Source organism: Lactococcus garvieae subsp. garvieae (genome assembly GCF_029024465.1).
GTDB classification, from domain to species: Bacteria; Bacillota; Bacilli; order Lactobacillales; family Streptococcaceae; genus Lactococcus; species Lactococcus garvieae.
The window spans coordinates 1,518,491-1,538,056 of the sequence record NZ_CP118950.1 but is presented as its reverse complement, the minus strand read 5'-3'; the positions used below and the strand labels follow the sequence as shown (position 1 = coordinate 1,538,056).

18 protein-coding genes, 2 pseudogenes and 1 riboswitch are annotated in these 19,566 nt (G+C 37.4%); of the genes and pseudogenes, 14 read left to right on the top strand and 6 right to left on the bottom strand.

The window, feature by feature from the left end:
• Nucleotides 1-30 precede the first annotated feature (30 nt).
• From PYW30_RS07680 to PYW30_RS07655, 6 genes are all read left to right on the top strand, one after another.
• On the top strand, nt 31-1,116 hold the full coding sequence (locus tag PYW30_RS07680) for a GGDEF domain-containing protein (protein WP_042219660.1): 1,086 nt from the start codon (nt 31-33) through the stop codon (nt 1,114-1,116).
• 23 nt (nt 1,117-1,139) lie between these two features.
• On the top strand, nt 1,140-2,222 hold the full coding sequence (wecB, locus tag PYW30_RS07675) for a non-hydrolyzing UDP-N-acetylglucosamine 2-epimerase (RefSeq protein ID WP_042219662.1): 1,083 nt from the start codon (nt 1,140-1,142) through the stop codon (nt 2,220-2,222).
• Between the two features lie 243 nt (nt 2,223-2,465).
• Entirely contained in the window at nt 2,466-4,484 is a 2,019-nt protein-coding gene (locus PYW30_RS07670) for a KUP/HAK/KT family potassium transporter (RefSeq protein ID WP_042219664.1), read from the top strand.
• A gap of 171 nt (nt 4,485-4,655) precedes the next feature.
• Nucleotides 4,656-5,636, top strand: a complete 981-nt coding sequence (locus PYW30_RS07665) for an NADPH:quinone reductase (RefSeq protein ID WP_014025266.1) — start codon at nt 4,656-4,658, stop codon at nt 5,634-5,636.
• Between the two features lie 126 nt (nt 5,637-5,762).
• Nucleotides 5,763-6,218 (top strand): MarR family winged helix-turn-helix transcriptional regulator, encoded by a 456-nt coding sequence (locus PYW30_RS07660; RefSeq protein ID WP_014025265.1) that lies wholly within the window; start codon nt 5,763-5,765, stop codon nt 6,216-6,218.
• Nucleotides 6,208-6,828: a GNAT family N-acetyltransferase gene (locus PYW30_RS07655; protein WP_019299638.1), complete on the top strand. Its 621-nt coding sequence runs from the start codon at nt 6,208-6,210 to the stop codon at nt 6,826-6,828. The genes PYW30_RS07660 and PYW30_RS07655 overlap by 11 nt, the downstream gene beginning before the upstream one ends.
• A gap of 26 nt (nt 6,829-6,854) precedes the next feature.
• On the opposite strand, the gene PYW30_RS07650 is transcribed toward PYW30_RS07655, so the two are convergent.
• Entirely contained in the window at nt 6,855-7,370 is a 516-nt protein-coding gene (locus tag PYW30_RS07650) for a MepB family protein (protein WP_014025263.1), read from the bottom strand.
• A gap of 145 nt (nt 7,371-7,515) precedes the next feature.
• Here PYW30_RS07650 and PYW30_RS07645 point away from each other — a divergent pair, with 145 nt between their 5' ends.
• Nucleotides 7,516-7,938 carry a MarR family winged helix-turn-helix transcriptional regulator gene (locus PYW30_RS07645; protein ID WP_014025262.1) on the top strand — a complete coding sequence of 141 codons (423 nt, stop codon included), beginning with the start codon at nt 7,516-7,518 and terminating at the stop codon, nt 7,936-7,938.
• A 1-nt stretch (nt 7,939) separates the two neighbouring features.
• Complete coding sequence (locus PYW30_RS07640) at nt 7,940-8,578, top strand: nitroreductase family protein (protein ID WP_042219667.1); 639 nt, start codon at nt 7,940-7,942, stop codon at nt 8,576-8,578.
• A gap of 49 nt (nt 8,579-8,627) precedes the next feature.
• Here PYW30_RS07640 and PYW30_RS07635 read toward each other — a convergent pair.
• Nucleotides 8,628-9,315 (bottom strand): annotated as a pseudogene (locus PYW30_RS07635) (B3/B4 domain-containing protein).
• A 366-nt stretch (nt 9,316-9,681) separates the two neighbouring features.
• On the opposite strand from PYW30_RS07635, the gene PYW30_RS07630 reads away from it, so the two are divergent.
• Complete coding sequence (locus PYW30_RS07630; RefSeq protein ID WP_042219922.1) at nt 9,682-10,941, top strand: IS110 family RNA-guided transposase; 1,260 nt, start codon at nt 9,682-9,684, stop codon at nt 10,939-10,941.
• A gap of 84 nt (nt 10,942-11,025) precedes the next feature.
• On the opposite strand, the gene PYW30_RS07625 is transcribed toward PYW30_RS07630, so the two are convergent.
• From PYW30_RS07625 to PYW30_RS07615, 3 genes are all read right to left on the bottom strand, one after another.
• On the bottom strand, nt 11,026-11,592 hold the full coding sequence (locus PYW30_RS07625; RefSeq protein WP_232254542.1) for a GNAT family N-acetyltransferase: 567 nt from the start codon (nt 11,590-11,592) through the stop codon (nt 11,026-11,028).
• Nucleotides 11,593-11,607: 15 nt separating this feature from the next.
• Nucleotides 11,608-12,063: a MarR family winged helix-turn-helix transcriptional regulator gene (locus PYW30_RS07620; RefSeq protein WP_042219177.1), complete on the bottom strand. Its 456-nt coding sequence runs from the start codon at nt 12,061-12,063 to the stop codon at nt 11,608-11,610.
• A gap of 115 nt (nt 12,064-12,178) precedes the next feature.
• On the bottom strand, nt 12,179-12,739 hold the full coding sequence (locus PYW30_RS07615; protein WP_042219205.1) for a tryptophan transporter: 561 nt from the start codon (nt 12,737-12,739) through the stop codon (nt 12,179-12,181).
• Here PYW30_RS07615 and PYW30_RS07610 point away from each other — a divergent pair.
• Nucleotides 12,720-13,442, top strand: a pseudogene (locus PYW30_RS07610) (pyridoxal-dependent decarboxylase); the annotation flags it as partial. The gene PYW30_RS07615 and the pseudogene PYW30_RS07610 overlap by 20 nt on opposite strands.
• Nucleotides 13,443-13,595: 153 nt before the next feature.
• Here PYW30_RS07610 and PYW30_RS07605 read toward each other — a convergent pair.
• On the bottom strand, nt 13,596-14,759 hold the full coding sequence (locus tag PYW30_RS07605; protein WP_042219176.1) for a pyridoxal phosphate-dependent aminotransferase: 1,164 nt from the start codon (nt 14,757-14,759) through the stop codon (nt 13,596-13,598).
• A 265-nt stretch (nt 14,760-15,024) separates the two neighbouring features.
• Nucleotides 15,025-15,197, top strand: a riboswitch (Lysine riboswitch).
• A 364-nt stretch (nt 15,198-15,561) separates the two neighbouring features.
• Here PYW30_RS07605 and PYW30_RS07600 point away from each other — a divergent pair.
• From PYW30_RS07600 to dapD, 4 genes are all read left to right on the top strand, one after another.
• Nucleotides 15,562-16,839, top strand: a complete 1,278-nt coding sequence (locus PYW30_RS07600; RefSeq protein WP_042219173.1) for a diaminopimelate decarboxylase — start codon at nt 15,562-15,564, stop codon at nt 16,837-16,839.
• A gap of 197 nt (nt 16,840-17,036) precedes the next feature.
• Nucleotides 17,037-17,900, top strand: a complete 864-nt coding sequence (gene dapA, locus PYW30_RS07595; RefSeq protein WP_042219171.1) for a 4-hydroxy-tetrahydrodipicolinate synthase — start codon at nt 17,037-17,039, stop codon at nt 17,898-17,900.
• A complete protein-coding gene (gene dapB / locus PYW30_RS07590; RefSeq protein WP_042219169.1) occupies nt 17,900-18,610 on the top strand; it encodes a 4-hydroxy-tetrahydrodipicolinate reductase in 711 nt (236 codons plus the stop codon). Before dapA ends, dapB begins: the two co-directional genes overlap by 1 nt.
• A gap of 93 nt (nt 18,611-18,703) precedes the next feature.
• Nucleotides 18,704-19,402, top strand: a complete 699-nt coding sequence (gene dapD, locus PYW30_RS07585; RefSeq protein ID WP_042219167.1) for a 2,3,4,5-tetrahydropyridine-2,6-dicarboxylate N-acetyltransferase — start codon at nt 18,704-18,706, stop codon at nt 19,400-19,402.
• Nucleotides 19,403-19,566: the final 164 nt, after the last annotated feature.

The following is a 19,566-nucleotide window of genomic DNA, read 5'->3' as shown; positions in this document are numbered from 1 at the left end:
GCAGTAACTTTATAGATAAAATTTTTTTTAATGCCTACCGTTCTAGGTATGATGTTTATTGCTAAATATATGATTCAATATTATCAGTTGGATCGAAATAAAGTCACTGCTTATATCTTGTATTCGAGCAATTTTGCTTTATTTATAATTTTACTTAAATTTCTTTTTAACGATATTGATCAAGGTTCGCCTTATGGTTATATTATTAGTGATATTTCTTTAGTCTTTATTGCCATTTCGGTCGTTTATTTAGTTGCACTACCGACCAAAAATATTGAGTACGAGGTATTGCCACAGTTCATTATATATTACGCTCTTTATTTGCATGTTTACGGTTTTGATATCCAATCTTCCCTCTTGGTACTTTCTGGCTTGGTTTTATTTTGGCTGGTGATTTACGTGCTCTGTAATTATAAGGAATTGATTTCGAAATATTACATTTCCTACTTTTTCCTGAGTATATTTATTACACTTGCAGCAATATTAGTGGCTTTTTCGCAATTTGCCATTCCAATGAGCTATGTGCTCGGTATTTTAGGAAAGGTGTTAGCTGTGCTTGTTATCGCGAAGATTGCGATACATTTAATCAGTATTATTGCCTTGATGTATTCGGATTTAAAGAAAGATGCCTATATAGACGCTTTAACCGATACCTATAATCGTAAGAAGTTTGAAGAAGTCCTGAAGGAAATTTTAGACAGTAAGAATGTTCCGCTTTTTTCTATTGCTTTGTTTGACGTGGATTCATTCAAATGTATTAATGATTCCTATGGGCATTTGGCAGGAGATTATGTTTTGCGGGAGATAAGTTATGGCATTAAAGAAACTTTACTTCAAGAGCATAATAATGGTCAGCTGTTTCGCTATGGCGGTGATGAATTCTTTGTGCTCTTTAGAAACCAGACGGGGGATAAGGTCAAAGCAATAATGGATGATATTCAAAAAGATATCTATAAAAAAGATTTTATCTATAACGATACCTTATTGAATGTTTCCATATCGGTGGGTGTTTCAGAAATAAGAGAAGAAAAAAGTCTGAAGGACATTATTGACAAAGTCGATAAAAACTTATATGTCGCAAAAGCAAACGGGAAAAATCAAGTCTTCTATATGTAAAGAAGAGTAGAAATGGAGTAGACATGAAAAAAATAATGCTCGTTTTTGGTACACGACCAGAAGCAATAAAAATGGCCCCCTTAGTCAAAGCGATCGAGAAAGACGAACGGTTTGAAGCTGTAACCGTGGTCACAGCTCAACACAGAGAAATGCTGGATCAAGTTCTCGATATTTTTCAAATTCAGCCAGATTACGATTTAGATATCATGGGTAAAAATCAAACCCTAAGTCAAATCACTACACGAGTTATTGACGCCATTGATCAAGTACTGGTAGAAGAAGCACCAGATATCATGCTTGTTCATGGAGATACCTCGACAACTTTTGCCGCATCTATTGCCGCTTTTTATCATAAAGTAAGACTAGGACACGTAGAAGCAGGCTTGAGAACTTGGGACAAATATTCACCTTTCCCAGAAGAAATGAACCGTCAAGTCACAGATGTGCTCTCCGATATTTACTTTGCTCCAACTGAAGAAAGCAGACAAAATTTATTAAAAGAAAATCATCCGGAACAGAATATCTATGTAACAGGCAATACCGCTATTGATGCTTTACGATATACTGTACCAGCCCACCTTCAAAAGGATCGTCGCCAGATTTTGGTGACCATGCACCGTCGTGAGAATCTGGGTGAACCGATGGAAAATGTTTTCCGCGCCATCAAAACAATTTCTGAACAATATGTCGACTTTGAGGTAGTTTACCCCCTTCATAAAAATCCAAAAGTGAGAGAAATCGCTTATCGCATTTTGGGAGATTTGCCGAATGTGCGACTGATTGAACCTTTGAATGTGGTTGACTTTCATCGTATGGAAAACGAAAGCTATCTTATCTTGACGGACTCAGGTGGCGTACAAGAAGAAGCCCCTTCTTTTGGTGTGCCTGTCCTTGTGTTACGTGATACAACAGAAAGACCAGAAGGCGTAGAAGCAGGTGCCTTAAAATTAGTTGGCACGGATGAAGCTGATGTTTATCAAGCCATCCGGGAACTTCTTGATAACGAAGAGGCCTATAATAAAATGAGTCATTCTAAAAACCCTTATGGGGATGGACATGCCAGTGAAAAAATACTTGATGCAATTGATCAGCATTTTAAAGATTGAATGACCTGAAAATAGTAATAAAACACTCTGACTTATGAGAAGTCAGAGTGTTTTATTTCGAGAAATTATCCCCGCTATTTGGATTATAAAAAAAAATAGATATATAAAAGTTTTTTGCTCACGTTTTTGAGGGAAACTGATATAATGATTCTAAGAAACTGAGACAATATTATTTTATCCTCTCATAAAGTTTCTGGAGAAGTGTGTACTTCTACCTTTTATAAAAATGAAAGAGGTTTTTGTATGAGTTATGCGAATGAAAAATCGTTTAACAAAGCTACTTCAGCGGGCTTTATAATCGCGCTTGGAGTGGTTTATGGTGACATTGGGACGAGCCCTCTGTATACCATGCAGTCTATTGTCACAGGACAAGGGGGCTTGCAAAATATTTCGACGGACTTTATCCTTGGTGCGGTTTCCTTAGTGATCTGGACACTGACCTTGATTACAACCGTTAAGTATGTGTTGATCGCCCTCAAGGCCGACAATCACCAAGAAGGTGGGATATTCTCCCTCTTCACCTTGGTACGACGGATGGCTAAATGGTTGATTATACCAGCAATGATAGGAGGGGCCACCTTGCTTGCAGATGGGGCTTTGACTCCAGCAGTCACAGTTACCTCCGCTGTTGAGGGCCTAAAAGGGGTTCCTGGTTTAGGAGACATCTATGCCAACCAGTCATGGGTCATTGTTACCACGCTCATCATTCTGGCTGTACTCTTCCTTATTCAACGTTTTGGAACTGGCTTAGTCGGAAAACTGTTTGGGCCGATCATGCTTATCTGGTTCAGCTTTTTAGCTGTCACAGGTCTTTTAAACTCCTTTGCGAATCTTGAAATTTTTAAAGCAATCAATCCTTACTATGCTGTCCATCTCTTGTTAAGTCCAGAAAATAAAGCAGGGCTCTTTATTTTAGGTTCGGTTTTCTTGGCGACAACCGGAGCGGAAGCCCTTTATTCTGATCTTGGACATGTGGGAAGAGGCAATATTTATGTCAGCTGGCCCTTTGTAAAACTCGCAATTGTTTTATCTTATTGTGGGCAAGGCGCTTGGCTTTTAGCGCATAGAGGTGGCGATTTGGGAGGGATGAATCCCTTCTTCGCAGTAATTCCTACAGATATGATGATCTATGCTGTTATTTTAGCGACATTAGCTTCTATTATCGCTTCACAATCTCTGATTTCGGGATCATTCACCTTAGTTTCAGAAGCCATTCGCTTGAAACTTTTACCGATGATGCGTATTTACTATCCAGGGAAAACTTTAGGGCAACTTTATATTCCAGCAGTCAACTTGATTTTATGGCTTACGACAAGTGCGATTGTACTTTATTTTAGAAGCGCAGAACATATGGAGGCAGCTTATGGGTTAGCCATTACTGTCACTATGCTTATGACAACAGTCCTTTTGGCATATTATCTCGTGTACCGAGGCCTAAAGAAACCTTTGGCTTACCTGATTGCTGCATTCTTTGCTAGTATTGAATTGATTTTCTTCATTGCCTCAGCAGCCAAGTTTGTTCACGGGGGATATGTTGTGGTTGTCATGGCGATCATGATTATATTTGTGATGTTTGTTTGGTTCCAATCAAGTAAAAGTGTGAATAAACATATTAAGTCACTGGATCTCAATGATTTCAAAGGGCAATTGAAAGAACTCAAAGAAGACAAGGAGATGGATCTTTATCAAACCAATCTCGTTTATTTGAGCAATAAAATGGAAGGTGATTTTATTGACCGTTCTATCCTGTACTCTATTCTTGATAAACGTCCTAAAAAGGCGGAAGTTTACTGGTTTGTTAATGTGAAAGTTACGGATGAACCATGGACTTCCGAGTATGAAGTTGATATGATGGGAACGGATTATATCGTTAAAGTTCATTTGTATCTAGGGTTTCGCATGAAACAAGAAGTCCCCCGTTATCTTCGAACCATTGTTAAAGATTTAATAAAATCTGGACGATTGCCTAAACAAGAGCAAAAGTATACCACAATGCCTGGCAGGGATGTCGGAGATTTCAGATTTGTGGTCATCGAAGAACGGGTGACAAATGCACAAAAACTTCCAGCCTTTGATCGCTTTGTCTTGAAGGCAAAAGCACGAATTAAACGCTATACAGCAACACCAGATCGCTGGTTTGGCTTACAATTTTCAGAAGTGTCACTTGAACGTGTACCATTGATTTTATCAGATGTCTATAATTTGAGCATCAAGGAACGTCCAAAACCAGAAGAAGAAGGTGAAGAAGACATAAGTTATTAGTACAGATACACTTAACCAAAACAACTGGAAACATCCAGTTGTTTTTTTCATGTCACTTGCTGAAGAGTGACGATAAAATATCTAAGGCAGCCTAGAGTATCTACTATACAAATCGTAAAACTTGCTATATAATGAGTGCTATAGAAACCTGTAATTCATAAGGAGGAAAATATGAAGGCAATAGAAGTATCTGAATTTGGTAACAGCAACGTTCTTAAGTATAAAGAGCTCAAAGATCCGGTCATGAAAGATGACGAGATTTATGTTGCCCTCAAAGCTGCAGCAGTCAACCCAGTTGAAACCTATGTGCGCCAAGGGACATATGCGCAACTGCCTTCGCTCCCTTATATCCCAGGAAAAGATGGAGCAGGGATTGTTAAAGCTGTAGGTAAACGAGTAAAAAACTTTAAGGTAGGTGATCGTGTCTTTGTGACGGTAGACAGTGATGCTCAGTTTGGAACATATGCGCAAGCAATAACGTGCAAGGCAACAGAAGCGACCTTACTTCCAGATAGTATGACTTACAGTCAAGGAGCAGCAGTAGGATCGAGCGGCTTAACCGCCCTTTATGCCCTTAAGCAAAAAGCTGCCCTCAAGTCTGGAGAATACATACTTGTACATGGTGCAACAGGAGGAGTAGGAACACTTGTACTTCAATTTGCAAAGCTATATGGTGCCAAGGTTATTGCGACAGCAGGGTCTGAAAATGGCCTTGAGATATTGAAAAAGCTTGGTGCAGACTACGTCTTTAATCATCATGCTGAAGAATATATCAAGGAGATACAAGATGTGACAAAAAACCATGGTCTTGATGTAATTATTGAAATGCTTGCAAATGTGAATTTGCAGAAAGACCTAGAGGTTATTGGCAACAATGGGCGCATTGTGATTATTGGTAACCGAGGTGAAGTAACAATTAATCCTCGTGTCTTGATGATGAAAGGCGCTCATATCACGGGATTGATGTTGGCAAATATCACGCCAGAAGAGGTGGAGGAAAATACGCAATTATTACTGCAAGGTTTAAGTGAAGGTGTGAAGCCTGTCATTGATAAAGTATTCCCGCTCGAACAAGCTGCGCGAGCACAAGATTATATCATGGAAAATAAAGGAAGTATGGGTAAAATCATTCTTGACACGACAGCGGAATAATAGGAACATAAGCAAAATAAAAAAGCATATTTTAATATGCCTTTTTATTTTAGAAAAATCTTGACTTTAGTGCGAAATCGTACTATAATGAAATGGTACGACTTCGCACTAAAAAGGAGCAAGTAAATGAAACATCGGGAAATAATGACACAATTTAGCACAGCGCTTGGCAAACTTGACATGGCTTACGCGCTTGTGGCGCAGGAGTATAATCTGACTTTTAATGGACTGATGACACTCTATATTATCGATGAAAGTGATACAGTCACCCAAAAAGAAATCAGTGAGATCTTATTTTTACCGAAATCAACAGTACATAGTCTACTTTCGAAGTTGCAAAAACAAGATATTCTGGAGCTTACTAAAGGCAAAAATGAAAAGGAAAAATTTGTTGTTTTTACTGCAAATGGAAGAAAAGTTTTTGAGGAGATTCAGGAGCAAACAGATATCTTTGAATCACAAGTTATAGAAGAATTCGGTTTGAAGAACACGCAAGCGTTTCTGGAGCATACGAAAACTTTTACCGAAAGCTTACTCGAAAAAGCCCGGAGAGTTATGGAGGATAAAAAAGATGAAAATTGAAATCAGAGCATTTGATCCAAAAGATTATCAAAAAGCGATCCAGTTTGCTGTCAAAGGAATGAGCTTTGACAGGTACAGTAATAATAAAACCGTCATCAATATGTATGCTAAAAATTTTCTATATTTTGAGCTTTCAAAGGCTACACAAGCCATTGCAGCTTATGTCGACAATGAAATGGTGGGCTTATTGCTCGCAGAAATATATGGTGAACCTAAACTGAAACAAACGTTTGGCCAAAAAGCATACCTGAAGATTTTTAACATTTTGCGAACCTTTTCTAAAAATAGTGGTTTAGACACGTATGAAGCTACGAATAAAGAATTATTACGGTCGTATAAAAGTGACGCATCACCTGAGGGAGAAATTTTGTATTTGGCTGCCGATCCCGAGAAAAAAATCAAGGGCGTAGGTACCGCTTTGATCAATGAGCTCACGGCGCGAGAAGCTGGGAAAGAAATATTCCTTTTCACAGACACAGGCTGTACTTATCAATTTTATGAACACAAAGGTTTTCAGAGGGCAGGAGCTCGAGATATCCAACTTGATTTTGGTCAAAACAGAATCGATTTAACTGCAATGCTTTTTAGTAAAAAATTAGCACAGCAATAAGGAAATAAAAAACCGTAAGCTCAAAACTACGGTTTTTTATTGTTCGTGTATGAAGAAGAAAAATATAATTGTTCTAATGTTTCGTTTTGGAAATTATCGGTAGTGTCGATGAAATAATCGCATTGCCATTTTTGGGTAGCCTGCGCGGTTTTGTTGAGCGAAGTTTCCCATGAAGGATAAAAACGCAAAGCCATTTTTCCAGTAATTTCCTCGTCTTTTAAAATCTTTTTTTCTCGAAGAACCTTCTTAGGAATGATAAACTGGCCACTCAAGGCCCCGTCAATGATTGAAATGACAAGCTTATCAGGAAAAGTTTCAAAGCTGTAGGGAGTGTTTTTATTATTGGTATCCTTTTCCCAGAACGCTACAAAATAACCGCATTTTTTAGGCGTTTTTTTAGCGCGGCGACTTCGAAAAGACAGGCCTTTGGCTTGAAAACAAAAACCTTCATATTCAGAATTATAATTATCCTTTGTAGGCAGGCTCGGGGATAATCCTAAATCATTCAAGAGGGACGTTATATAGGTCAGTGAATTGTACATGCTTTAAGTTTATCACAAGTAAGATGCTGAAAAAATCAAAGCCACTTATTTTGATACAGTTGCAATCAAAATAGTTTACAAAAAAATAGGAATGTAGTATTATTGACTAGTCAATGATTGACCGGTCAATTTAAAAGGGGGACAAATGAACCTTAGACAAATGAGTCAGCTCTTTTACAAGCTAAAATTAGCAAATCAAGAGATGACAACGAAGTTTGAAAAAGAAACAGGCTTTAGTATTACCCGTTATGAACTGATGATGTTTTTGAAGGAAAATGGTCAATGTTCTCAAGGGCAATTACAGAATGAGTTAAAAATAGACAGCGCCGCTATTACAAGGCATCTAAAACTGCTTGAAGCAAAAGGTTATGTTACTCGTGAGAGAAATAAACAAAACAATCGCGAAGTTTTTGTTAAAATCACGGATAGCTCAAAAGAGGCTTTGGAACGTTGTGAAAGAAACTATAATGACTCTTCTGAGAAAAGTTTAAAGCTAGGACTCACAGCTCAAGAAGAAAATCTACTTCTTGAACTGCTCACAAAGTTACTGGGACATAAAGGAGAATAAAATGTCAACTCGTATTGTAAATAATGATTTTTCAGAAATCACATTTGGAAGAAAATCCGTGCGTGTTTATGATGAAACTTATAAAATTTCACATGAAGAAATGCTTGAAATGATCCAAGAGGCAACAACAGCACCATCATCTGTAAATATGCAGCCTTGGCGTTTTGTCGTTGTTGAAAGTGATGAAGAAAAGGAAAAATTAAAACCTTTGATTCGTTTTAATACCCGTCAAAATGAAACTTCTTCGGCTATGGTTCTTATTTTTGGAGATCTTCTCTGTTATGAATTAGGGGAAGAAATTTATAACCAAGCGGTAGAAGAAGGCAAGATGCCTGCAGAAGTACGTGATCAACAGTTAGAAGCGATTATTCCTTACTACCAAAGTTTTAGTAAAGAAGAAATGAATGATGTTGTGAAAATTGATTCAAGCTTAGCTGCAATGCAATTTATGCTCATCGCACGTGCGCATGGTTACGAAACAAACCCTATCGGCGGATTTGAGGCAGACCAATTGGTAAAAGCTTTTGATTTGGACGAAAACCGTTACGTGCCAGTAATGATTTTATCTGTCGGTAAAGCCAAAGAAGTAGGCTATGAATCTGTAAGATTAGCGGCTGAAAAAATCACAGAATTTAAATAATAAAAAAATGCTAGATCATCTAGCATTTTTTTATTGGCCTTCACCTTGCTTACGTGTTGCTGATGATTTGAAGCTCACTCTCAACACCAAGCATATCCTTGATTTTAAGCCTGTAACTCTTGGATAGCCTCAAGAGAACGTTCCTGTTGAGAGGGAGTTACTGCTTCAATCACCAGAATGGCATTGGTAGTTTCTTCTGTCAACATTGTACGTTGGGCTTCACGCCAATTCAAAGAGCGGCAGATCGCACCATCAAGGTCATAATATATAATTTCTTGCGGCAGAGCTGGCTCACTCTTTTGCGCTCCAAGAGGATAAAAATCTTCACCCCCTTTGGCTAAGCCTAAATGCAAAACGCCGTTGATTTTGTCTAAATCCTCACCACCACAAGGCACACCGTAACGGAGAGAAATACTATTGTAGATATCCACGAGAGGGTTGATTGGTGCGAGCTCTTTGCCCTGAGCCACTCTTTTCAAAAGAGCTTCAATAGAAGAACGAGCACCTTTTTTCTTTTTAAACTGTGTAAAAATATCACGCCATTCGGAGATGACAAAGTTTTCTTTAAAATCATCTTCAACTAAAAATTTTTCAGAGGCTTTAAATGCCTCCTTTAGAAGGTCTTGGTAGGGGGCTAAATCATGAGCATGATTGTTCATATTGTTTACAACTAAGGTATAGAGTTGAGCTTCTGGAAAAAGTTCCCAAAAATTTTTATCCACAGTAACAGTTTGCATAATAGTTCTCCTCGTATAATATATTTTATGGGTATTTTTCACCCCAATTTTCTAACAATTGTTATCGTTTTACTTGACTATTGTGACGTTTCCCAGAATAATTATTCTTAGGAATGGACTCAAAAGGAATATGCTAACTCTCCTTGTTGCTTCGTCTTCTTCATAAGTCTGCGACCCGAGCTGTATCAAATCTTCCAACTCACTAGCTGTTTCCACCGTGATTACTCTGCTCTTAGTAGCGAGCAGGCGGTAAGTAATCGCTGTGATGGGTATTCTAATAAGCGAGGATGAAGGGATACAGAGTTCTGGGGAATCTCTCAGTAGTCAAGTATAGTTTCCTAATCAAATGAAAGGAGGTCCTTCCAAATGAAATGTTTTGTCGGTTTAGACGTCAGCTCTACCAAACTCGATGTGTGCATCATGTCAAATGACACGGAACTTGGAGTCTTGTACGCTGCTTCACTTACCAATGATATGATTGGTGCTTCTGAAATCAAAGAACAAGTACTCTCACTTAACGAAAAGTATGAATTTAATAGAGTCGTCATTGGCATGGAAGCCACATCCCTCTACAGTTTTCATCCTGCAATGTTCTTCCACGAAGACTCGGAGTTAAAGCAGCTCGGAGTCGAGGTCATGGTGGAACAACCAGCCAAAATAAAGAAATATCGTGAGGCATTCGAAGAAAACAAGAATGATACCCTTGATGCTTTCTACATCGCGGATTACTTCCGCATTGAACGCTTTACAAGATCTTATCTTAAAGAAGAAAAGTATCTGGCACTACAACATCTCACAAGAACTCGACTTCAGCTCGTGGAACAATTAGTACGTACAAAACAACACTTCATTGAAAACATCTACTACAAGTGCAATACGCTCTCTGCGGAATTAAAGAATGAAGAATTGAGTACCTCTGTTTGGTCTGCCACAATTATGACACTCATGACCGAAGATTACACGCTAGATGAACTCGCAAATACTCCTCTTGAAGATTTCACGGAACTCATCCAGAAACTCGGGCGAGGTCGCTTCAAAGCTCCTGAGAAACTTGCAAAAGCAATAAAAGCTGCCATAAAAGGAAGTTACCGCTTATCACTCGTCCAACAAGATTCTGTCAATATTGTACTCAGTCTCCTTGCTCGCGAAATACGGAGTTTAGAGAAGATGATTAAAGAAATTGATCGAGCCATTGAAGACATGGTAGAAATTATCCCTGAATACCAATGTTTGACCAGTGTACCTGGTATTGGAAAGGTATTCGCTGCAGGAATTATCGCTGAAATAGGACAGATTGAACGCTTTAAAGACCATCCTCAAGTCGCTAAATATGCTGGCTTGAATTGGAAAGAAACACAATCTGGCAATACCTCATCTCAAAATACTTCTCTTGCAAAACGAGGCAATCGTTATCTTCGCTATTACTTAGTTGAAGCCGCCAACTCTGTACGAAGACATAACGTGGAATACGCAGAGTTTTACAAGAAAAAGAAAGATGAAGTCCCCAAACATAAACACAAAAGAGCCGTCGTTTTAACCGCAAGAAAACTTGTGCGTCTGGTGGATGTGCTACTACGCAACCACCAACTCTATACGCCACCAAGGAGGTTTATGGAAGATAATTAGTTTTATCTGCACAATTCCTTGTCTAGCCTAGTAAAATTTGCCAAATTTTACTAGATTCTTTCGTGCTGTCTTTTTTCAAGATTTTTACTCAGAATCTAGCAACTTATCATTTGACTTAATACCACTAGACTTATTTCTTATTTCTTTTTTCATGATTAAATCTGTTTGCGCCAAAGTCCCTAAATGAAAGTGACGTGAACCACACTCTACATATCCTTGACTTTTATAAAATCCATAGGCAGTAGGATTATGCTCCCAGACACTGAGCCAGAGATATTCCTTGTGGGTGCGCTGTACCTCTTCAGAAGCAAAATCTAATAAATGTTTTCCTAAGCCTAAGTGCTGGTGACCCTTTCTAACATAGAGTCTTTCCACTTCAAGAGCCTCACCTAAAAACGGGTGTTCCAGAAGACTTGCATTTTTCAACTTGATATAACCTGCAAGCAGTGCCTCTTGAAAAATAAAGTAGAAATTAGTGTTAGAGTCCATGATTTCTTTAGTCAATTGTTGAGGATTAAAAGCTTTTTCTAAATAAAGCTCTAAATCTTCTGGTGGATTTTGTTGTCCAAAAGTTTCGGAAAAGGTTTCGATACTTAAGTCTTGTAAGACATTTATATCCTGTATAGTGACAGGGGAAATTCTAATGTTCACACGAGAGTTCTCCTTTTAGTAGATTCGTTTCTTTCCTTTTTTAACATCAATCCAGTTATCCACGATGTTTTGACTGATTCTTTCGAGCAAACTCTCTATTTGAGTAATCTCAAGCGCATTAAGACCGGATAAAGCAACTTGAGTAGAATAGTGAAGTTCTCTGTTTAATATAGGGTAAACTTCTTTACCGTGAGAAGTAACGTAGAGTAGTTTATTTTTTTTATTTCCGATATCTTCAACTTTTTCTATAAGATTTTTTTCTACCAATTGATTGATAGCACGGCTTGCTGTACTCTTATCCACACATAAAAGTTCAGAAATTTGTTGCTGATTAATGCCAGGATTTTCAAAAATACGACTGAGGTAGAGGTACTGTCCTTTTGCAAGTTTAAGCTCCTTGAATTCAATATTACTGATAGAATCTAAGGCACGCGCTATTGTACCAATATCTCTTAAAATATTATTTTGAATAATAGCTCTCCTTTCAAAATAGTGATGATGTACTGATTATAAAACAAAATAGTTGCGTTTGCAACTATTTTGTAGAAGTTGATTACTTCAGTAAAGAACTGTTTTTCATTGTTCATTAAGAAACAGCGAAAAGATATTTTCCTTTGGAAAGTGTTGAAACAAGTTTGTAGAGTAAAATTCCAAGGAAGTAGTTGACGAATGCTGTAGAAAAAATCGTAATGAAAAGAACAGGAAGGCCCATTTTAAAGACAATCATCAGCTCCGAAATGTGCAGTAAAGTTCCCAAAAGATATACAGCAAAAACATACACACAACCACTTATCAATGTGGCGAGGAAATAGGTTACACCTATTTTAGCTAAAAAGAATTTGGGAGAGATTCTTAGGACTAATTTATAGAAGAGTAGACATGCCAAGGCAGACAAGGTACGGTCAAAAGCAGCAGGAAGCTGAAAGATTGGATTACCGCCAAGAATCATGGAAGTAAGAATAACGAGACCACTTGCTAAGAAAACTTGCTTAAGTGTGGGTTTAATCATTATACAGAGGAATAAAAAGGCCAAGGAGAAGTCCGGGCGAATAATTCCAGCGATACTAGGAGTGATAATATTCAAGATTTGACCAAGGATAATGAAGATAGGAGTTAGTGCAATAGCATTAGTTGAAGAACACAACAAACGTACAGATTATAAAGTGTACATACACGTAGATGCTGCTTCAGGTGGACTTTATGCACCATTTGTTGAACCACATCTTAAGTGGGATTTTCGATTAAAAAATGTCATTTCCATCAATACATCAGGTCATAAGTACGGTCTCGTTTATCCTGGAGTAGGTTGGGTATTATGGCGTGATAAGAAATATCTACCAGAGGAGTTAATTTTTAAAGTAAGCTATCTTGGAGGAGAATTACCAACCATGGCTATTAACTTTTCTCATAGCGCGGCTCAGCTGATAGGACAATATTATAATTTTGTACGCTATGGTTTTGATGGATACAAAGCTATACATGAAAGAACGCATAAAGTAGCGATGTATTTAGCAAAATCAATTGAAAAAACAGGTTTATTTGAAATTGTAAATGATGGTTCACAACTTCCAATTGTATGCTATAAATTAAGAGAAGACAGAAATTGTGACTGGGATTTATACGACTTAGCCGATCGTTTATTAATGAAAGGATGGCAAGTGCCAGCCTATCCTTTACCAAAAAACTTAGAGGATAATATTATACAACGGATAGTAATTCGAGCGGATTTTGGAATGAATATGGCATACAATTACGTGCAAGATATGCAAGAAGCTATTGAATTTTTGAATAAGGCACATCTTAAATACCATAATAATCCTAAAAATAAAGTATATGGATTTACACATTAAAACAATCTCTTTTTTACAAGCCAAACCTATTTTCGTTGATTAATAACAAGAGTGAATATATAACAAAAAAGACGAGATTTTTCTCGTCTTTTTTGAGAAGGTTTACATTAAAGTAAAGATAAACTCTGAGTATAGCACAACCATAATAGTAAGTTATTCCGAAAGATATTCTTTCAATCTCTCCATAGCAATCTTAATCACTTCCATTGAAGCTGCATAGGACAAACGGACATAACCTTCACCATATTGACCAAAGGCTGAGCCTGGAATAAATGCTACATGTTTTTTCTTTGCAAAATCATATAAAAATTCAAAAGAATTGCTGTTATATTCTGCTGGAATTTTGGCAAAAATATAGAAAGCTCCGTCTGGCTTGATAATTTCAAAGCCAAGTTCAGTCATTTTCTCAATAATGTAATCCCGGCGTTTGAGGTATTTGGCTTTCATTAGCTCAGCATCATTTTTCCCTTTACTCAGAGCTTCAACTGCTGCCCATTGCGATTGTGTGGAGGCAGAAGTAACCAGATATTGGTGTGTTTTTACAAGCTGATCAATCAAGTATTTATCTGCAAAAATCAGCCCCATTCGCCAACCCGTCATCGCATGTGATTTTGAAAGGCCATTAAGTACAAAAGTTTGATCACGTAAAAAGGTCGAAATAGAAGTATGTACATGTTGGCTATAGTTAATTTCAGAATAAACTTCGTCAGAAAGGACAAAAATTTCATGTTTTTTGATGATTTCAGCAAGTGTTTTAAGCTGGGCATGAGTGTAAGTTATGCCCGTTGGATTTGAAGGATAATTAAGGATGATAGCCTTGATATTCTCGGTTTCGTTCAATACTTGCTCAAGTTTTTCAGGAATTAAGACAAATTTATCAGTTGTGGTATCAATCTCGACCAATTGACCGCCAGCTAAGCTTACTACAGGCACATAACCTGGGTAAGCAGGTGCTGGAATTAGAACTTTATCGCCAGGTTCAATAATTGAAAGGAGACAAGTAGCAATCGCCTCTGTGACACCAACTGTGGTCAAAATTTCTGTTTCAGCATCGTAATGTAAATTGTATTTTTCAGCTACAAATTGACTGGCTGCATGGCGGAGTTCAATCAGGCCACGCATGCCAGTATAATGACTTTCATCGGCACCAATAGCATCAATTGCAGCTTTTTTGATATGTTCAGGTGTCGGAAAATCTGGTTCACCAAGTGTTAATTTCAAAACATTCGGTATTTTGGAGATTTCCTGATCAAATTCACGAATTTTAGAAATTTCAATTTTTCCAAGATTAGTGTTAAATTTATTTGATAAATCCATATATAGCACCTCCGCAGGTCAATAGTTAAAGTTGGCTTCAAGCAAAAACTCCGTATATTCGTCGTTTTAAATTTGTATTATAGCATTTTATTTTAAAAATTCACAAAACAATGTTGCAAAATATTTTGGAGATTCGGAAGTTCAGATAAAAAATACATCTTGTAAACCTTGATTTAAAGCAGTTTTAAAGAAAAAAATAAGTCAATACTAAAAATTTGAAAAGTTTTCAATTGACAAACAATACTGAAAATATTATAATTGTGAAAAATAAATTAGAGGTAGCAATGCAAATGAGTACTACACGAGAGGAGGCATCCGACGACCGTGTACGAAAGGTAATCATTGCCGAACGTTAGCAACAGAGGCATCTGGCTAGCGTGGGGGTATAGGAAACACCTATACCACTCGGACTTGAATAAGTCTGGCGCTAAGTGATCGAACCGAATAATATAGAATTCTTTTTTTACTCTATTTTCATGACGACATAAAAGGCGCTTGTACTTACAAGTGCCTTTTGTTTTTATACGATGTGAGTTTGCAGGTTGAAGCGCGACAACGATAGAATAATGTCTTAGCGAGTCAACGAATAAGAAAAACTCTGCTTCTTACATCGAAACTCATTATATCAGTGGTCAAAGGGCACTGGAGACAGAGTTAAAGATTGAGATGGAAAAACATCATTTGCTAGACTAAAAGTAAAATCTTCCTTCTTTCAGTTATAATTTTTAACAAGCCTCCAGAGCATTGAAACCACCGAAATCTTCAGATAAAGATTTGCATAGCAAGTCCACAGGAGTATGAAATGAAAGTACCATTTATTACTAAAAATCAATTAGATAAAATTACTGCAGAATTTCCGACACCATTTCATTTGTATGACGAGCACGGAATTCGTGAAAAAGTAAGAGCGCTAAACACAGCATTTTCTTGGAATAAAGGTTTCAAAGAATTCTTTGCGGTAAAAGCTACACCAACGCCTGCAATTTTGAAAATTTTGCAAGAAGAAGGCTGTGGATCTGATTGCGCGAGCTATGTTGAACTTATACTGGCAAATAAATGTGGTTTTGATAATTCTGAAATTATGTTTTCATCAAATGACACTCCAGCTGAAGAATTTTTATTAGCCAAAAAGCTAGGGGCTACGATTAATATTGATGCATACAACCATATTGAATTTTTATCCACATTGGCAGGATTTGAATTTCCCGAAACAATGAGCTTACGCTATAACCCTGGTGGAGTTTTTACAATGGGTACCAAAATTATGGATAATCCTGAAGAATCAAAATTTGGAATGACAAAAGCCCAACTGATTCAGGGAATTAAAGATTTGCAAAAGTTGGGTGTGAAGAAATTTGGAATGCATAGCTTTTTGGCTTCAAATACTGTGACAAATGAGTATTATCCAAAATTAGCACAGCAATTATTTGAATTAGCACTTGAAATTCGTGAAAAAACAGGCGTTTCTCTTGATTTTATAAATCTTTCTGGTGGTATCGGCGTTAATTATCGTCCAGATGAAGCTCCTAACGATATTGCTGTCATCGGCGAAGGAGTACATCGTGTTTATGATGAAGTTCTAACTGCCAATGGCCTAGGGGAAGTCAAAATTTATACGGAACTTGGACGCTTTATGTTGGCGCCTCATGGCTTACTGGTCACACGTGTCTTGCATAGAAAGCAAACCTATCGGACGTATATTGGTGTGGATGCGAGCGCAGTTAATCTGATGAGACCAGCATTTTATGATGCTTATCATCATATTACTGTTATAGGAAAGAAGGAAGATAAAGTGAAAGAAATTGTTGACGTGACTGGTTCATTATGTGAAAACAATGATAAATTTGCCAGGCAGCGCGAACTTCCTGTGATTGATGAGGGAGACCTATTAGTCATTCATGACACAGGTGCGCATGGTTTTTCGATGGGATATCAGTATAATGCAAAATTACGAAGTGCCGAATTATTGCTTCAGCAAGATGGGAGCACGCGTATGATTCGACGGGCAGAGCGACCTGAAGACTATTTTGCAACATTGGATGGCTTTGAGTTTGAAATCTTACCGGAAATTAGCTGGTGAACGCTTGTAACAGCTTTTACTTCTAACCACTGATAAAATCATAAATAATATTTGGATACAAATTAAAGGAGTGGAGTAAAAACAAGGCGAAGAGGAGATGATTTTCAAGAGAAAGAAAATTATACGATAAGTAGTTTACTTTTCTTCTATCGCAACACTCATCAAAGGTTTCTGAAATAAATCTACAGGAGAAAATAATGCTTAAAGGTTCAATTGTGGCGCTCATCACGCCCTTTAATGATGATAATTCTATAAATTTTGAGAAATTAGCTGAGCTGATTGAATTTCAGATTAGCTATGGAAGTGCGGCTATTTCTATTTTAGGCACAACAGGAGAAGCACCGACGATTAGCTTTGAGGAGAAAAAAGCAATCGTTGAGTTTGTAGTTAAACAGGTTGCTGGACGTGTTCATATCAATGTTGGAGCAGGAAGTAATAACACAGCACAAGCAGTGGAATTTGCTCAAGCATTTGAAAAGTTAGGTGCGGATAGTTTGCTTGTGATTACCCCTTATTATAATAAAACCAATGAAACAGGAATGTTAAAGCATTTCACTAAGATTGCGGAGTCTGTCAATATTCCGATTATCATGTACAATGCACCAGGTAGAACAGGAGTGAATCTTTCTGTTGAAGCCGTAGAAGTATTGGCGAAACACCCGAATATTACAGGCTTAAAAGAAGCATCAGGCGATATTGCCTATGTGGAAAAAATTAGTCGCTATCTTTCTAATAATTTTGCATTATATAGTGGTAATGACGATATGATAGTTCCATGCCTGAGTTTAGGTGCTTCGGGTGTAATCAGTGTTTGGGCTAACTTCATGCCAGATGTAGTTAAGGAGTTAATCGAAACTTTTGCGACCAACCCAGCTCATTCTTTGAGTCTGCAACAAAAATATTTGAACTTGATTGACAGCTTATTTATAGAAGCAAATCCAATTCCTGTCAAATTTGTGATGAATCAACTCGGTTATAATGTCGGTTCTGTTCGGTTGCCACTTGACGAGCCATCCGAAACGGCAAAAATTCAACTTCTTAAAGAATTGGAGATTTTATAATGAAAGTTTTACAAATTGGAACAGGTACAATGGGCGGGCTGCTTGCGGCAGAGCTAGAAAAAGAGCATGAATTAACAGTCGTATCCTTAACAAAGGATATTCCAGAAGAAAAATTCGATGTGGTCATTGATTTTTCACACCCTGAGAATCTCAATAATCTTGCTAAATATTTAGAAAAGCATCCAACAGCCGTAGTTATTGCCACAACAGGCTTTGACCACATACAAAAGGTAACAATTGATCACCTTTCTGAAAAAATGCCTGTATTATTTAGTGGCAATTTTAGTATTGGAGTTATCTTGATGAATCGTTTAGTCAAAGAAATGACCTATATTTTATCGGACAGTTTTGATATTGAAATCATTGAAAAACATCATAATAAAAAAATAGATGCACCATCTGGTACGGCAAAGATGTTGCTTGACAGTATCAATGAAACATTAGACTATAAAGTTGTTCATGGACGTTCAGGTATAAAGCCACGTGAGAAGAAAGAGATTGGAGTACATGCTGTTCGAGGGGGGACAATCGTTGGTGAACATGAAGTAATATTTGCAGGAAGGGACGAACTTCTAACGATTAATCATGAAGCTCTTTCGAAAATGATTTTTGTAAAAGGGGCGATCACAGGGATGAATTGGCTTATTCATCAAGAAAGTGGGATGTATTCAATGGAGGAAGTTCTTTTTGGAAAAGACGGAGTGAATTAAGTCCTATTTTTATAGAAGAGAAACAATAAAATAAATTTTGGATATTCCTTTAAAAACTTAGTTTTTATAGTATTACACACAAGAAGGAGATTTATGGAAGTACAAAAAATTTCGGCTCAAGAAATTATTCAATATATTGGAAATGCTGAGAAGAAAACAACAGTTAAAGTAACTTTTGAAGGTCAATTGACAGGTCAAATACCAAAAGAAATCATCAAAATCAGCAATACTTTGTTTGGGGATTGGAGTTTGATTCAACCACTTTTGGCTGATATGACTGAAAATAAAGACTATATTGTGGAGCTTGATAGCCGCAATTCAGCTGTACCCTTGCTTGATATTCGCGATGTCAATGGACGTATCGAGCCAGGCGCAATTATCCGTGAACATGTCGTAATTGGTGATCATGCAGTAATCATGATGGGAGCAATTATTAATATAGGTGCTGAAATTGGGTCTGGTACAATGATTGATATGGGTGCTGTTCTAGGAGGACGTGCAACAGTTGGTAAAAATTCCCATATTGGTGCAGGCTCAGTACTTGCTGGTGTAATTGAACCAGCTTCATCTGTACCTGTGCGTATTGGGGATAATGTACTTGTTGGTGCAAATGCAGTGGTTATTGAAGGTGTACAAGTCGGTTCAGGTTCAGTTGTTGCGGCCGGTGCTATTGTGACACAAGATGTTCCTGAAAATGTAGTTGTTGCTGGTGTGCCAGCCCGTATTATCAAGAAAATTGATTCTCAAACGCAGCAAAAAACTGCACTGGAAGAAGCGTTGAGAAATTTGTAAAATTGCCATAAGGATAGACTATTTATCAACATACATGATGCTTCGTACGCTATTAATAAATGGAGTATATCGTCCATGCACTTCAAATAGCGCCAAAGTTATTTAACTTTAGAGTGTACGAACTTTATCTTCGAGTATCTTATATCCAAAGAAGAAAGGATAAA